This window comes from Pseudoduganella plicata, assembly GCF_004421005.1.
Classification (GTDB): Bacteria; Pseudomonadota; Gammaproteobacteria; order Burkholderiales; family Burkholderiaceae_D; genus Rugamonas; species Rugamonas plicata.
On sequence record NZ_CP038026.1, the window covers coordinates 321,479 to 336,645 of the forward strand.

Sequence of the window (15,167 nt, forward strand, 5' to 3'; positions counted from 1 at the left end):
ATGCGCGCTCATGACCGGCACGTGTTCATGTGCGTCGGCCCCCGCTGCACGCCCGGCGAAGGCCGGGCGCAGGCGGTGTTCGAGCATATGGGGGCATTGATCGACGCGCGTCCCGAGCTGGCGGTCAAACGCACGCGCACGCATTGCATGGTCGCGTGCAAGTTCAGCGGCCCGGTGCTGGTCGTGTATCCGGAAGGTGTCTGGTATCAGCGCGTGGACGAAGCGGCGGCGGCGCGCATCGTCGAAGAGCATCTCGTGGGCGGTCGCGAAGTGGTGGACCTGATCTTCCACCGCCTGGGCGAGGGCGATACCTGCGCACCGGAGCCAAAGAATGAATGATATCGCGCGTCTCGCACTGCTGACGCATGCCTCGAACGACCTCGCCGTGTTGCACCAGGCGTGCGCGCAACTGCCGGTGGGTTTCGGTCCGGTGGCCGGCGTCAACCTGCAAGAACAGGACGCGGCCGGACTGCTGGACGGCGCCCTGCGCGCCGCCCGCGTCATTGTCGTGCGCGTGCTGGGCCGCCTGGGCGGCGTGGCCGGCTTCGGCGAGCTGGTGGAAAAGGCGCGCCGGCAGGGCCGGCATCTGATCGTTGTCAGCGGCACCGGCGAACCCGATCCCGAGCTGGCCGCCGTGTCCACCGTGCCGGCGCACGTGCTGCAGATGGCGCTCGCGTACTTCCATGCGGGCGGCAGCGCCAATCTGGCGCAATTGCTGCGCTACCTGTCCGATCACCTGCTGCTGACGGGTTACGGCTTCGAGCCCGCCCAGCCGCTGCCGGAGCACGGCATTTATCATCCCGACCTGCCGTCCTGCGCCGCGTTGCCCGACTGGCTGGCTTTGCGCGACATTTCCCGGCCCAGCGTTGGCATCGTGTTCTACCGCGCCCACTGGATGAGCGGGAACACGCGCTTTGTCGACGCGCTGCTGGCGGCGCTGGAAGCATGCGGCATGGACGTGCTGCCCGTGTTCACGTCGTCGCTGCGGGCCGGCGAAGGCGTGCCGGAAGCGCTGCGCTACTTCATTGCCGCACAAGTCGATGTGCTGATCAACACCACGTCGTTTGCCATGGGCGAGATCACGCCGGGCGGCACCACGCCGGCCGGCTGGTCCGTCGGCGTGCTGGAAAAGCTGGACGTTCCCGTGCTGCAGGCCATCACGAGCGGCATGACCCTGCCGCAGTGGGAAGCCTCCACGCGCGGCCTGAATCCCCTCGATACGGCAATGAACGTCGTGCTGCCCGAATTCGACGGCCGCATCATCACCGTGCCGCTGTCGTTCAAGGAAGGCGCGGCCGGGTTGCCCGGCGAGGCAGTCGAATACGCGCCGCTGGCCGATCGCGCCGCCCGCATTGCCGGCGTGGCCGCCCGTTATGCGCGCCTGCGCCGCGTGCCCAATGCGGACAAGCGCGTCGCCTTCATGTTTACCAATTCCAGCAGCAAGGCCGCGCAGATCGGCAACGCCGTCGGGCTGGACGCGCCGGCATCGCTGATGCGCATCCTGGCCGGGATGGTCGATGCGGGCTATGCCATCGGCGACCTGCCGGCGGACGGCACGACCCTGATCCACGACCTGGTGGCGCGCTGCTCGTACGACAATCTGTATGTGACGGCGCAGCAGCTGGCCGGCGCCGCCGGCAGGGTCCCGGCGGCGCGCTATGCCGAGTGGTTCGCCGAGCTGCCGCAGTCGCTGCAGGACAGGATGACGGCGCAATGGGGGCCGCCGCCGGGCGAAGCGTATGTCCACGACGGCCACCTGGCGCTGGCAGGCATCGACCTGGGCAACGCGTTCGTGGCGCTGCAGCCGCCGCGCGGCTACGGCATGGACCCGGACGCGATCTATCACCAGCCCGACCTGCCGCCGACGCATCATTACTACGCGCTGTACCGCTGGCTGCGCGACGAATGGCGCGCCGATGCCATCGTCCACGTCGGCAAGCACGGCACGATGGAGTGGCTGCCCGGGAAAGGTGTCGGCCTGTCGGAAGCGTGCTTCCCGGACGCCCTGCTGGGCGACCTGCCGCTGTTCTACCCGTTCATCATCAACGATCCGGGCGAAGGCTCGCAGGCCAAGCGGCGCGCCCACGCCGTGGTCGTCGACCACCTGACGCCGCCGATGACGACGGCCGACACCTACGGTGCACTGGCCCAGCTGACGCAGCTGGTGGACGAGTACTACCAGGTTGAAGTGCTGGACCCGGCCAAGCTGCCGCTGTTGCAGCAGCAGATCTGGGACCTCGTGAAGCAGACCAACCTGGACGCCGACATGCGGGCCCGGCTGCTGCACCACGATCACGACCATGAACACGGTCATGGCCATCACCATCACGACCATGATCACCACCACGGTCATGATCACGAGCACGAGCACGACCATGGCCTGCCGGAAGCGCTGGCGGCGATGGGCGGCTCGGACGTCGCGCACCTGATCGAGGACCTGGACGGCTACCTGTGCGAACTGGGTTCCGCGCAGATCCGCGACGGCCTGCACATCCTGGGCCGCTGCCCGGACGACGCCCAGATGCCGGACATGCTGGTCTCGCTGACCCGCCTGCCGAACCTGGACGTGCCCGGCCTGCAGGCGGCGGTGGCCGGCCTGTTCGGGCTGACGGTCGACATGCTGCTGACGACGCCCGGCGCCGACGGCCAGCGCATCAATGCAGCGCCAAGCCTGGCGCGGCTTGCGGGCCGCGCCGTGGTATCGCGCGCCAACGCGCTCGATGCGGTGGAGATCCTGTGCAGCCGCCTGTTTGTCGAACTGGGTGCGGCCGGCTATGCGCCGGCCGCCATCGACGCGGTGCTGGACCGCGTGTTCGGCACGCTTGACGACGATGCGGCGCGACGCCTGCAGCCGGCCGCGCGCAGCCGCGCCAGCGTCGTCACGCAACTGGGCCGCCCGCGCCCGAAAACGGCGGCGCCGGCGCCGGCGCCACGCGCCACCGTTGCTGGTCCCGCGCGTTTCGACGCGATCCGCCAGGTACTGGACTTCGCCTGCCGCGAGCTGGTGCCGAAATTGCGTCTCGCCAGCGACGAGATCGACAATCTGCTGGCCGGTCTGGCCGGGCGCTACGTGCCGGCCGGTCCGAGCGGCTCCCCTACACGGGGCATGGCCCACATTCTGCCGACAGGCAGGAATTTTTACTCCGTCGACCCGCGCAGCGTGCCGTCGCAATCGGCCTGGCGCGTCGGCCAGCAACTCGCGCGCGAAGTGCTGGAACGCTATCAGCGCGAGACGGGTGGCTGGCCGGAAAGCGTCGCCATCAGCATCTGGGGCACCAGCGCGATGCGTACGCACGGCGACGACGTGGCGCAGATCCTGGCCCTGCTGGGTGTGCGGCCCGTCTGGCGGCACGAAAGCCGGCAGGTGTGCGGCATCGAGATCGTTCCGCTGGCGGAGCTGAAACGGCCCCGCATCGACGTCACCACGCGCATCAGCGGCTTTTTCCGCGACGCGTTCCCGCAGCTGATCGACCTGATCGACGACGCTGTCCAGCAGGTGATCGCGCTGGACGAGCCGCCGACGGACAATTTCGTGCGCAAGCATTACCTGGCGGAGCTGGCGGAAGCGATCGGCAGCGGCATCGACGAAGGCGAAGCCGCGCGCCGCGCCGGCTACCGCATCTTCGGCGCCAAGCCGGGCAGCTACGGCGCCGGCATCCTGCCGCTGGTCCAGCATCGCAACTGGGAAGGCGACAGCGACTTCGCCGAGGCCTATGTCAACTGGGGCGGCTACGCCTATGCGCGCGGCACGCAGGGCGGTGATGAGCGGGCGGCGTTCCGTACGCGTCTGGCCGGCGTGCAGATCGCGCTGCACAACCAGGACAACCGCGAACACGACATCTTCGACAGCGACGACTACCTGCAGTTCCACGGCGGGATGATCGCGACGATCCGCGCGCTGTCGGGCCAGCAGCCGCGCCATTACTTCGGCGACAGCCATGATCCGTCGCGCGCGCAGGTGCGCGACCTGAAGGAAGAGACGCTGCGGGTGTTCCGTTCGCGCGTCGTCAATCCGAAGTGGCTGGCCAGCATCCAGCGTCACGGTTACAAGGGCGGGCTGGAACTGACGGCCACCGTCGATTACCTGTTCGGCTACGACGCCACGGCCGGCGTGATGGACGACTGGATGTACGAGTGCGTGGCGCAGACGTATGCGTTCGATGCCGACATGGCGCGCTTCCTGCGAGAAGCCAATCCATGGGCGCAGAACGCGATTGCCGAACGCCTGCTGGAAGCGGCGGGGCGCGGCATGTGGGCGGCGCCGGATCCGGCCACGCTGGAACGGCTGCGCGAACTGTATCTGCAAAGCGAAGCCTTGCTGGAAGAACGCGGCGAGACGGCACGCAGCGGTCAATCGAATGAGTCAATAAGATGAGCACAATCTTCCCGTTCAGCGCCATTGTCGGCCAGGCGCAGTTGCGCACGGCGCTGATGCTGTGCGCCGTCGATCCCTCCATCGGCGGGGTGCTGATCCGCGGCGACAAGGGCACGGCCAAGAGCACGGCCGCGCGCGCGCTGGCTGCCGTGCTGCCGCCCGTCGCCCGTGTGCCCGGTTGCGCCTTCAATTGCGCGCCCGACCACCGCGCCGAGCCCTGCGACATATGCCGCGACGGCACCCCGCAGGCATCCGACGTGCCGTTTGTTACCCTGCCGCTGGGCGCGACCGAAGACCGCGTGCTGGGCAGCCTGGATATCGCCAGCGCGCTCCAGGGCGGCGCGCGCGCATTCCAGCCCGGGCTGCTGGCTTCGGCCCACCGGGGGCTGCTGTACATCGATGAAGTCAACCTGCTGGCCGACCACCTGGTGGACGTGCTGCTGGATGTGGCCGCGATGGGCGTCAACAGCGTGCAGCGCGAAGGGCTGTCGATTTCCCATCCCGCCCGCTTCACGCTGGTGGGCACGATGAACCTGGAAGAGGGCGACCTGCGGCCGCAACTGCTGGACCGTTTCGGCCTGATGGTGGAAGTCGCGGCCCCGCGCGACAAGGCCGAGCGCGCCGAAGTGGTGCGCCGCCGGATCGGCTTCGAAGCGGATCCGGCAGGATTCGCGGCAAAGTGGCACGACGAACAGGAGGCGTTGCGCGCGCGGCTGGCGGCGGCGCAGCGGCTGCTGCCGGACGTGCGCCTGGACGACGCGATGCTGGACCTGATCAGCCACCTGTGCTGCGAGTTCGACGTGGCCAGCCTGCGCGCGGACATCGTGCTGCACAAGACGTCGCGCGCGCTGGCGGCGCTGGATGGCCGGCAGGAAGTGACGCCGGCAGACCTGCGCACCGCGGCGCAACTGGTGCTGCCGCACCGGCGCCGCCGCAAGCCGTTCGAGCAGCCGGGCCTGGACCAGGACCGGCTGGACGACCTGCTGCGGCAGGCAGCGCAGCCACCGCAGCGCGCCGAAGGCGGCGACGGCGACGCACAGGACGAAAACGATGGCGACGCGGGGGCCGGTCACGAAGAGGAACAGGTCTTCGCTGCCGCCGCCAGCGGCCAGGCGCCGCGGATCGATGTCGCTGCCGGCGCGGCATATGGCGCGGCCGGGCGCCGCAGCGCGGCAGCCCAGGCGCCGCGCGGCCAGGCGGTGCGCGCGGTACCGGACGAGCAGCCGACCAGCATCGCCATCGGCGCCACGTTGCGCAGCGCCGCCCTGCGTGGCGGCGACCTGCGGGTGACGCGGGCCGACCTGCACCAGCAGGTACGGGCCGGCACCAGCGCGAACCTGATCCTGTTTGTCGTCGATGCTTCCGGCTCGATGGCCGCGCAAAGCCGCATGGCCGCGCTGAAGGGGGCCGTGCTGGACCTGTTGACGGATGCCTACCAGCGGCGCGACCATGTGGCCGTGGTTGCATTCCGCGGCCAGGGAGCGGAGCTGCTGCTGGCGCCCACGCGCAGCGTCGATCTGGCCGAGCAGGGCCTGCGAGAACTGCCGACGGGTGGACGCACGCCGCTGCCGCATGCGCTGCAACTGGTACTGGAAACGCTGCAGCGCACGGATGCGGCCGCGCTGCCGCCGTTGCTGGTGCTGTTGACGGACGGCCGTGCCAACGTGGCGCTGGCGGAAGGCGGCGACCCATGGCGCGAGGCGTTGGCATTGGCCGAACAACTGGCGGCGCGGCGCGTGCCGGCCCTGGTGATCGACACGGAAAACGGCTACCTGCGGCTGGGCCGCGCGGCGCAACTGGCGACCGCGCTGGGCGCCGACTGCCTGACACTGGAAGAGCTGTCGGCCGACAGCCTGGCGCTGACAGTGCGCACGCGCCTGGCCGGCGCATGAACAAACAATGGAGTTGAAATGATCGTATGTATCGGCGCGGGACCCGGCGACACGGGCTACCTGACCCAGCGCGGCGCGGAACTGATCCGCAATGCCGACGTCGTCGCGGGCTTTGATGCCGTACTCGATGTCGTACGCGACCTGATTCCCGCCGGGGCGCAGGTGATCGGCATGGGTTATCGCGACCAGGTGGCACAGCTGGACAAGGTGGCGCTCGAACACCATGCCGGCAAGCGCTGCGTCGTCGTCTTCATGGGCGACATCCACTTTAGCGGCTTCCAGTACCTGGAGCGGGTCGAGCGGGCCTGCGGCCATCCCGTCGAATCGCTGCCGGGGATATCGTCCGCGCAGATCCTCGCGTCGCGCGCGCGGGTGTGCTTCGACGAGACGACGTTCGTCACGTTCCACCGGCGCGGCGACCTGACACCCTTCAAGCGCCACCTCGTGCATGTACTGCAGGATGGCCGCAACGCCATCGTCATCCCGTGCCCGTGGGACGAGGCGCGTTCGTTCATGCCGTGGCATATCGCCGCGTGGCTGATGGAGCAGGGTATCCCCGCCGACCATCCGACGGAAGTGTGGGAAAACCTGACGCGCGGCGAAGCGGAGTGGCACGGCACGCTGGCCGAATGCGCCGAGCATCGCTGCTCGGACATGAGCATCATGCTGATCCGCACGCTGGCGCCGATGGCCAGCCAGATCGAGCCGGCGCCATGAGCACGACGGGCATCGCGATGGGCATTGTCGTTGCGGGTCACGGCAGCCGCGATCCGGACGCCGTGCGCGAGTTCGAGGCGCTGGTGGCGCTGGTGCGCCAGCGCGCGCCCGACGATATCGTCACGCACGGCTACCTGGAATTCGCCAGCCCGACCATCGCCGAGGCGGCCGCCGCCAACGTCGAACGCGGTGCGCGGCAGGTGGCGCTGGTCCCGGGCGTGCTGCTTGCAGCGCGGCACGCAAAGAACGACATGCCCGCCGAGATGCAGGCATTGGCGCGCGACTTCCCCGATGTGGACTTCCATTTCGGCGCGCCGATGAGCCTTGATCCGAAGCTGCTGCAACTTGCGCAGGAGCGGATCGTGGAGGCGGAGGCGATGTCCCCGGAGACCGTGCGCCGCTCGGAGACCTGCCTGGTGGTCGTCGGACGGGGCACGACCGACCCGGATGCGAACGGCGAAGTGGCCAAGCTGGCGCGCATGCTGGAGGAAGGAATGGGCTTCGGCGCAGTGATGGTCTGCTATTCGGGCACGGCGCAGCCGCTGGTGGCGGACGGGCTGCGCCGCGCCGCGCGATTGGGTTACCGGCGGCTGGTCGTGCTGCCATTTTTCCTGTTCGACGGCGTGCTGGTCAAAAGGATCTACAACGCGGCGGACGAGCTGGCGCAGCGCGAACCGGGTGTCGAGGTGCTGAAGGCGAGATATTTCGGCGTGCATCCGCTGGTGGCGGACGTCATGATCGACCGCGCCCGTGAAGCGATCGAGGGCCGCGCCGCGATGAACTGCTCGCTGTGCAAATATCGCGTGCAGATCGTCGGCTTCGAGCAGCAGGTGGGCGAACCGCAGCGGGCCCACCATGTGGCCGTGCGCGGCCTGCTGGCGCGCGAGGGAGAGGCTAAGCCCGAGGCGGGGCCGTTGTACAAGACGTACGTGCCGCACCCGATCGAAGCGGAGAGCTTCCAGATCATCGCGGCGGGACGGGACTGGTCGGGCTTCCCGTCGGACCAGCTGACGGTGCTGCAGCGCATCGTCCACACGTCCGGCGACTTCAACGCGGTCGACGATTTCTACTTTTCCCCGGGCGCCATCGACAGCGGCATCCGCGCGTTGCTGCGCTGCCGCCGTATCGTGACGGACGTGACGATGGTCCAGACGGGCCTGAAGCGCGAGCTGCTGGAGCAGCTTGGCATCGACACGTGGTGCGGCGTGCACGATCGCGAAACGCACCTGATGTCGGGCCAGTACGGCATTACGCGCTCGGCCGCCGGCATCCGCCGCGCCTGGGAGAAGTTCGGCAACGACGTGATCGTCGCCATCGGCGACGCGCCCACGGCGATTGCCGAAGCGGTCCGCCTGATCCGCGAGCATGGCTGGCGTCCGCAGCTGGTGGTCGGGCTGCCGGTGGGTTTCGTCGGCACGCGCGAAACCAAGGAGCTGTTGCGCCGCAGCCTGCAGGTGCCGCGCATCACCAACAGCGGCACGCGGGGCGGCTCGCCATGGGCCGCCAGCGTCGTCAACGGCCTCATGATCGACGCGCTGAACGGGCTGGCGGCGGGTGGCACCGGCTGACCGACAGCCCCTCGACCTGTCGGTCCTGGCGCTGAACGGTTTGCGGCGTGGCCGTACCACGGGCACCTGTGCCACGGCTGCCGTGAAGGCGGCGCTGTACCTGCTGCTATGGGGCGAAGTCAAAGGGGCGGTGGACGTCAGCCTGCCCGACGGCGTGCATTACCTGACGGTGCCGGTGGCCGGCGTCATGCGCCAGGGCGACGCGGTGCGCGCCGAGGTGCTGAAGGACGGCGGCGACGATCCTGACAGCACGCATGGCGCCACGATCTTTGCCGAAGTCGCGCGCAACGACGCCGGTATAGTGCGTTTTTTCGCCGGGCGCGGCGTCGGCACTGCCACGGCGCCCGGCCTGCGCGTGGCGGTGGGCGAGCCGGCCATCAATCCCGTGCCGCGCCAGATGATGCGCGCGGCGGTGGCGGAAGTGGCCGACGACGGCGGGCAAGGCTTCGACCTGACGATCGGCTGCGAGAACGGCGAAGCCATCGCCGCGAAGACGTTCAATCCGCGCCTGGGCATCGTGGGCGGGATTTCGATACTCGGCACGTCCGGCATCGTCGAGCCCATGTCGCTGGCAACGTGGATCGCGTCGATCGAGGTGTACGTCCGGGTGGCGCTGGCGGGCGGCGCCGCGCGGGCAGCCTACCTGCCCGGCAAGATCGGCCGCGATTACGCGCGCGACGTGCTGGCGCTGCCCGAGGCGCGCACCGTGCAGATCGCGAATTTTCTCGGCGACGCGCTGGACTTCACGGAGCGCGCGTTGCGCGAGGAAGGACGCAAGCTGGATGAACTGTGGCTGGCCGGGCATCCGGGCAAACTCGCCAAGGTGCTGGACGGCTACTGGGACACGCACTCCGGCAAAAGCCGGATGGCGATGGGTGGTGTCGCGCGCGTCGCGGCGGAAATGGGATATGCACCGGAGATGGTGCGACAGATTGGAATGGCCAATACGGTGGAAGCGGCAATGGAAATACTGAAGCAGGAGCCCGGCGCGGAAGCGTTCTGGCGCGAGGTGGAATACCGCATCGGCCGGCTGGCGCACGCGCGCGTGCCGTCCGTGTCCCGGCTGGAAGTGCGGCTGTTCGACCTGGCCGGCAATCTGCTGGGAGGGCGGCAATGACGGGCACGTTCTGGGGCATCGGCACCGGGCCCGGTCCGGCCGGCTACCTGCCCGTGGCGGCGCTGGACGCGTTGCGTGCCGCGGACCTGATCTACGCGCCGCGGGCGCGCGGCGTGGCCGATTCCGTCGCGCTGCAATGCCTGGCCGGCACCGGCTTCGTGCCGGACCGGGCGAAGCTGCGCGAGATCGAATTCAATATGGACCCGGACCGCACGGTCCTGAACGAACATTACGCCCGACTGGCGGACGCGATCGCCGCCGAACTGCGTGCCGGGCGCAACGTTGCGTACCTGACGATCGGCGACTCGATGACCTATTCCACGTACGGCTACGTGCTGGCGGCGCTGCGCGAACGCATCCCCGACCTGCCGCAGCGCACGTTCCCGGGAGTGACGAGTTACGCGGCGGCCGCCTCGGCGCTGGCCTGGCCGCTGGGCGAAGGCAAGGAAAGGGTGCTGATCCTGCCTTGCCCGGAGACGCCGGAACAACTGCGCCACGAGATCGAGACGCACGACATCGTCGTACTGATGAAGGTCGGCACCCGCCTGCCGTGGGTACTCGACCTGCTGCGCGACATGGACATCGCGCAGCACTGCGCCTTTGCGCGCCGCATCGGCCTGCCTGGCGAGTTGCTTTGCACGGACGTGGGAACCCTGGTCGCGGACGATGCGATGGGCTACCTGGCCACGCTGCTGGTGCGGCGCAACCCGCGCAGCCAGCGCGCACTCAACCCTGAAGGAACGACATGAAGGTCTATTTCATCGGTGCCGGTCCCGGCGCAGCCGACCTGATCACGCTGCGCGGCGCACGGCTGCTGGGCAGCGTGCGCATGGTGCTGTATGCGGGCTCCCTTGTACCCGTCGAGATGCTGGAACACTGCCAGCCCGGCACGGAGCTGATCGACACGGCCCAGCTGGACCTGGAACAGCAGCAGGCCTGCTACCTGCGCGCACGCGACGCGGACATGGACGTGGTGCGGCTGCACTCGGGCGATCCTGCCATCTACGGCGCCACGGCCGAACAGATGCGGCGTCTCGATGCGCTGGGCATCGCCTACGAGATCGTGCCCGGCGTGTCGTCGTTCACGGCGGCGGCAGCGGCCATCGGCGCGGAACTGACAAAACCGGAGGTGTCGCAGAGCGTCATCCTGACGCGCGTCAGCGGCCGTGCGTCCGCCGTGCCGGAGCTGGAGTCAATTGCCCGGCTGGCCGAGCACCGTGCCACGATGTGCATTTTCCTGTCCGGTCCGCACCTGAAGAAGATCGTCACCGACCTGCTGCTGCACTATCCGCCGGAAACGCCCGTCAGCCTGGTGTACCGGGCCAGCTGGCCGGAACAGCGCACCTATCAGGGCACGCTGGGCACCGTGCTGGAGGAAACCAAACGCGGTGCGTGGAACCTGACGACGATGATGCTGGTCGGCGCGGCGCTGGACCGCGGCATCGCCGCAGAATCGAGCCTGTATTCGAAGGACTTCACGCACCTGTTCCGCGTCGTGAAGAAGGCAAAGGACGCTGCGTGACGATGGATCCCGGCATCTGGCTGGTGCGCGAGGACGGCGAGCCGCTGGCGCACCGGCTTCAGAAAGCACTGGGCGGCACGATTCACCGGCCCTGGCTGGACGCCGCCATGTCGCAGAAGGAGCAGTTCGCGGCGGGTTGGCGCTTGCACGCCCGCTGGATCGTCATCGGTGCCACCGGCATCGCCGTGCGCTTCCTGGCTGGCCTGCCGGCGGACAAGCACAGCGACCCTGCGGTCGTCGTGCTGGACGAGGCGGGCCGCCACGCCATCGCGCTGCTGGGCGGCCATGAGGGCGGCGGCAATGCGCTGGCCTATGCAGTGGCCAACGCGGTTGGCGCGGCGCCCGTGGTCACGACCGCGACGGAAGCTTTGAAGCCGCTGACGTTGGGTATCGGCTGCCGCAAGGGCGTGCCGCCGGAGCGCATCGAAGCGGCCGTGCTGCACGCGCTGGCGCAGGCGGATCTGCAGCTGGACGCCGTGCGCGAAGTCGCCACGGTCGACCTGAAAGGGGAGGAGCCCGGACTGCTGGGGTTCTGCGCCCGCCACGCGCTGCCGCTGCGCGTGCTGTCGCGCGCCACGCTGGCGGCGCGGCCATGGGTGAGCCGCCCGTCGGACTGGGTGCGGCAGAACGTGGGGCTCGACGGCGTCTGCGAGCCTGCGGCCCTTGTCGCCAGCCCGCGCGGTACGCTGGTGGTGCCGAAAACAAGCCTGGACGGCGTGGCGGTTGCCGTCGTCATGGATCACAACGAATGGAACATAGCATGAATGGTGTATTAAACCTGGTCTCGGTGGGACCGGGCTTCGAGGATCTGATCGCGCCGCGCGCCATCGCTGCGCTGCGGGGCAGCGATGTGATCGTTGCCTATGAACTGTACCTGCGCTGGATCACGCCCCATATCGCGGGCAAGGAGATCCACTCGCCGCCGCTGACGCAGGAACGCGAACGCGCGTTGCTGGCGATCGAGCATGCGCGCGCCGGCCGCAGCGTTGCGCTGGTGTCCAGTGGCGACATCGGCATCTACGCAATGGCCGCGCTGGCGTTCGAGGAGATGCGCGACGACGATACGTACGAAGTCAATGTCGTGCCGGGCATCAGCGCAGCCAATGCGTGCGCGTCGCTGCTGGGCTCTCCGCTGTCGCACGATTTTGCGACCCTGAGCCTGTCGGACCTGCTGTGCCCGTGGGAGTGGATCGAACACCGCGCCCGCCATATCGCCCAGGCCGATCTGGCGTGCGTGATGTACAACGTGCAGAGCGCGAGCCGGCAAGAAGGCGTGTACCGCGTGCTGCAGCTGATGCTGGAATCGAAGGCACCGGGCACCCTGTGCGGCGTGGTGCGCAATGCCTACCGGCCCGGCCAGCAGGTGGAAATCCACCGCCTCGACGAGCTGCCGGGGCTGAAGTTCGACATGCTGACATCCATCGTGGTCGGCAACCGGTTCACGGCCAGGAAGCGCAACTATATATATACGCCGCGCGGCTACAACGACTGGACGCAGCCCGCTGCCGGCGCGCCGGAACAGGAGCTGCCGGAGGACGCCGTCTGGGTCTTCTCCGGTACCAGCGACGGCAATGCGCTGGCGGCGCAACTGGCGACAGCTGCGACGGTGGTCGTCTCGGCCGCCAGCGACCATGGCGGCGCCATTGCGCGCCAGGACTGTCCGGGCGCCACCGTGTGGGCGGGACGGCAAGGCGTCGAGGCGCGCCGGCAGGTGCTCGCCGGCCGCCGCGCGCGGCTGCTGGTGGATGCGACGCACCCGTTTGCCAGTGCGATGTCGGAACAGCTGATTGGCCTGTCGCGCGAACTGAACATCCCGTACCTGCGTTACGAACGCCCGTCCGGCTATACGCCGGGTGACGGTACGCTGTGCGCAACGATGGAAGAAGCGGCGCAGTGCGCCGTCGCGCGCGGCCAGCGCATCTTCCTGGCGACGGGCTCGAAGGACATCGCCGCGTTCGTGCGCGCACCCGGTGGGCAGGAGCGCCAGTGGTTCGTGCGCCAGACCGCCGACCCCGCGCTGATCGAACGGGCGCTGGCCCATGGCATCCCGCGAGAACGCGTCTGCGCCATGCAGGGACCGTTTTCAAAAGAATTCAATATGGCGCTGTGGCGCGACTGGGGCATCGACTGCGTCGTAACAAAAGACTCGGGCGACGCAGGCGGCTACGCGGCCAAGGTCGAGGCGGCGCGCGCGTTGGGCATCGAGCTGATCGTCGTCGCGCGGCCGGCGCTGGACTATCCCGCTACCGTGCGCGACGGCGCCGGGGTGATGGCGTGGCTGGCGGAGAGGGGCGCATGAAGCAGCCGATCCCCGTCACCATCGTGACCGGCTTTCTCGGCGCGGGCAAGACGACGCTGCTGCGCAGCCTGATCGAACGGCGCCAGACGCGCCGGCTGGCATTGCTGATCAACGAGTTCGGCGAAGTGGCCGTGGACGGCGCGCTGGTGCGCGACGCCGCGGCCGGCGATGAGCACGTCCACATCGAGGATTTCGCCCACGGCCTGATCGCCTACGGCGACGACGAACGGTTCGTGCCTGCCATGCAGGCCATTGCCGCGCGCCGTGCCCACGTGGATCACGTGCTGATCGAAACGTCCGGCCTGGCGTTGCCGACGGCGGCGATGGCGCTGCTGCAAAGCGCCGCCCTGGCCGACGATTTCATCCTTGATGCCACGCTGGCGGTTGTCGACACGCCGCTGCTGCTGGCGGACGAATTCGACGGCGGCGCGACGGGCACGATGTTCGACCAGCAGCTGGCCGCGGCCGACGTGGTGGTACTGAACAAGATCTGCGGGTTGGACGAAGAGGCGTTGCTGCGGGCCGAGACACGCGTGCGCGAGCGCGCCCCCAATGTGCGCTTCCTCGAGCTGGCGTTCGACGCGCGGCTCGACATCCGCCTCGCGCTGGGACTGCGGCTGCACCAGCCGACGCGCACGGAACACATGCACTTCACACCGACGATGCCCGACCCGGGCGCGACGCCGCTGGCCGCGCAGTATCGCCTGAACGGACACGCCCATTCCGGCCTGGGGGCGCACAGCCACGGCCTGAGCACGCACAAGCACTTCCACGAGCAGGACCCGGGCTGGATGTCGTTCGTGCTGCGTACCGACGCGCCCCAGAATGGGGAGCGCCTGCATGCGGCCCTTGTCGCCGTGGCGCGCGCGGAACCGCTGCTGCGCTGCAAGGGCTACGTGCGTCTGGCGGACGAGGACGCGGCCGTGCTGGTGCAGGGCGTGCGGGCGCGGGTGGCGCTGTCGCCGGGCGCGCAGGCGGCGCCGGCCCGGTCCTTGCTAGTCTTTATCGGTTATCACCTGAGCCGCGCCCGCGTGGCCGCGCTGCTCGCAACCCATACCGGCAGCGCGTGGCGCTGACGGGGTCATCATCTCAATCACAAGGAGCATCTCATGAAAGTTCATTATTCGACCGCCCTGGCCGCATTGCTGTACAGCCGCGCCGCGCTGGCGCACCCCGGCCATGACCACGGCGCGCTGGCCGGCCTGCTGCACCCGTTGACGGGCCTCGATCACGTGCTGGCCATGCTGGCCGTCGGCCTGTGGGGCGCGCAGCTGGGCGGACGCGCGCAGTGGCTCCTGCCGGCGGGCTTCGTGGCATGCCTGGCCTTGGGCGGGGCATTGGGGATGGCCGGCATGGCGCTGCCGATGGTGGAGGCGGGCATCCTGGCCTCGGTGCTGTTGCTGGGAGCACTGATCGGCTTTGCCGTGCGGCTGCCGCTGCTGCCGTCGCTGGCGATCGTTGGCGTGTTCGCGTTGTTCCATGGCTTCGCGCACGGCATCGAGATGCCGGTTGCGGGCAATGGCGCGCTGTATGCACTGGGCTTCGTGGCTGCCAGCGCCGCGCTGCACTGTGCCGGTCTCCTGCTGGGCCGCTTCGCGCTGCCGCAGGGCTGGCTGCGCGCCAGCGGCGCAGCGATTTCGCTGGCGGGCGCCTGGCTGGCGTTTGCTTGATCGATTA

Annotated in this window: 12 protein-coding genes; all 12 read left to right on the plus strand. The window is 69.1% G+C overall.

Annotated features, from left to right (window positions below; genetic code table 11):
- The 12 genes from E1742_RS01325 to E1742_RS01380 are packed head-to-tail and all read left to right on the plus strand — an operon-like array spanning window position 1 to window position 15,160.
- A complete protein-coding gene (locus E1742_RS01325; RefSeq protein ID WP_189569264.1) occupies window positions 1-339 on the plus strand; it encodes a (2Fe-2S) ferredoxin domain-containing protein in 339 nt (112 codons plus the stop codon).
- Window positions 332-4,375, plus strand: coding sequence for a cobaltochelatase subunit CobN (locus E1742_RS01330; protein ID WP_134383032.1), 4,044 nt, complete (start codon window positions 332-334; stop codon window positions 4,373-4,375). The genes E1742_RS01325 and E1742_RS01330 overlap by 8 nt, the downstream gene beginning before the upstream one ends.
- On the plus strand, window positions 4,372-6,267 hold the full coding sequence (locus E1742_RS01335; protein ID WP_134383034.1) for a putative cobaltochelatase: 1,896 nt from the start codon (window positions 4,372-4,374) through the stop codon (window positions 6,265-6,267). Before E1742_RS01330 ends, E1742_RS01335 begins: the two co-directional genes overlap by 4 nt.
- A gap of 18 nt (window positions 6,268-6,285) precedes the next feature.
- On the plus strand, window positions 6,286-6,984 hold the full coding sequence (locus tag E1742_RS01340) for a cobalt-precorrin-7 (C(5))-methyltransferase (RefSeq protein WP_134383036.1): 699 nt from the start codon (window positions 6,286-6,288) through the stop codon (window positions 6,982-6,984).
- The gene (locus E1742_RS01345; protein WP_229466414.1) at window positions 6,981-8,552 is read left to right on the plus strand and encodes a precorrin-8X methylmutase; all 1,572 of its coding nucleotides are present in this window, start codon (window positions 6,981-6,983) and stop codon (window positions 8,550-8,552) included. Before E1742_RS01340 ends, E1742_RS01345 begins: the two co-directional genes overlap by 4 nt.
- On the plus strand, window positions 8,539-9,669 hold the full coding sequence (gene cbiD, locus E1742_RS01350; RefSeq protein WP_134383038.1) for a cobalt-precorrin-5B (C(1))-methyltransferase CbiD: 1,131 nt from the start codon (window positions 8,539-8,541) through the stop codon (window positions 9,667-9,669). The genes E1742_RS01345 and cbiD overlap by 14 nt, the downstream gene beginning before the upstream one ends.
- Complete coding sequence (gene cobI, locus E1742_RS01355) at window positions 9,666-10,418, plus strand: precorrin-2 C(20)-methyltransferase (RefSeq protein ID WP_134383040.1); 753 nt, start codon at window positions 9,666-9,668, stop codon at window positions 10,416-10,418. Before cbiD ends, cobI begins: the two co-directional genes overlap by 4 nt.
- Window positions 10,415-11,191, plus strand: coding sequence for a precorrin-4 C(11)-methyltransferase (gene cobM / locus E1742_RS01360; protein WP_134383042.1), 777 nt, complete (start codon window positions 10,415-10,417; stop codon window positions 11,189-11,191). Before cobI ends, cobM begins: the two co-directional genes overlap by 4 nt.
- Window positions 11,192-11,193: 2 nt before the next feature.
- Complete coding sequence (locus tag E1742_RS01365; protein ID WP_134387913.1) at window positions 11,194-11,955, plus strand: cobalamin biosynthesis protein; 762 nt, start codon at window positions 11,194-11,196, stop codon at window positions 11,953-11,955.
- Window positions 11,952-13,490, plus strand: a complete 1,539-nt coding sequence (gene cobJ / locus E1742_RS01370; RefSeq protein ID WP_134383044.1) for a precorrin-3B C(17)-methyltransferase — start codon at window positions 11,952-11,954, stop codon at window positions 13,488-13,490. The genes E1742_RS01365 and cobJ overlap by 4 nt, the downstream gene beginning before the upstream one ends.
- Window positions 13,487-14,566 carry a CobW family GTP-binding protein gene (locus E1742_RS01375; RefSeq protein ID WP_134383046.1) on the plus strand — a complete coding sequence of 360 codons (1,080 nt, stop codon included), beginning with the start codon at window positions 13,487-13,489 and terminating at the stop codon, window positions 14,564-14,566. The genes cobJ and E1742_RS01375 overlap by 4 nt, the downstream gene beginning before the upstream one ends.
- Before the next feature lie 33 nt (window positions 14,567-14,599).
- On the plus strand, window positions 14,600-15,160 hold the full coding sequence (locus E1742_RS01380) for a HupE/UreJ family protein (protein ID WP_134383048.1): 561 nt from the start codon (window positions 14,600-14,602) through the stop codon (window positions 15,158-15,160).
- Window positions 15,161-15,167 lie beyond the last annotated feature (7 nt).

Coding starts and splice junctions, on each gene's coding strand:
- cobJ (WP_134383044.1), top strand. CDS start 11,952: ATGAATGGTGTATTAAACCTGGTCTCGGTGGGACCGGGCTTCGAGGAT.
- E1742_RS01365 (WP_134387913.1), top strand. CDS start 11,194: ATGGATCCCGGCATCTGGCTGGTGCGCGAGGACGGCGAGCCGCTGGCG.
- E1742_RS01325 (WP_189569264.1), top strand. CDS start 1: ATGCGCGCTCATGACCGGCACGTGTTCATGTGCGTCGGCCCCCGCTGC.
- cobI (WP_134383040.1), top strand. CDS start 9,666: ATGACGGGCACGTTCTGGGGCATCGGCACCGGGCCCGGTCCGGCCGGC.
- E1742_RS01330 (WP_134383032.1), top strand. CDS start 332: ATGAATGATATCGCGCGTCTCGCACTGCTGACGCATGCCTCGAACGAC.
- cobM (WP_134383042.1), top strand. CDS start 10,415: ATGAAGGTCTATTTCATCGGTGCCGGTCCCGGCGCAGCCGACCTGATC.
- E1742_RS01380 (WP_134383048.1), top strand. CDS start 14,600: ATGAAAGTTCATTATTCGACCGCCCTGGCCGCATTGCTGTACAGCCGC.
- E1742_RS01340 (WP_134383036.1), top strand. CDS start 6,286: ATGATCGTATGTATCGGCGCGGGACCCGGCGACACGGGCTACCTGACC.
- E1742_RS01345 (WP_229466414.1), top strand. CDS start 6,981: ATGAGCACGACGGGCATCGCGATGGGCATTGTCGTTGCGGGTCACGGC.
- E1742_RS01375 (WP_134383046.1), top strand. CDS start 13,487: ATGAAGCAGCCGATCCCCGTCACCATCGTGACCGGCTTTCTCGGCGCG.
- E1742_RS01335 (WP_134383034.1), top strand. CDS start 4,372: ATGAGCACAATCTTCCCGTTCAGCGCCATTGTCGGCCAGGCGCAGTTG.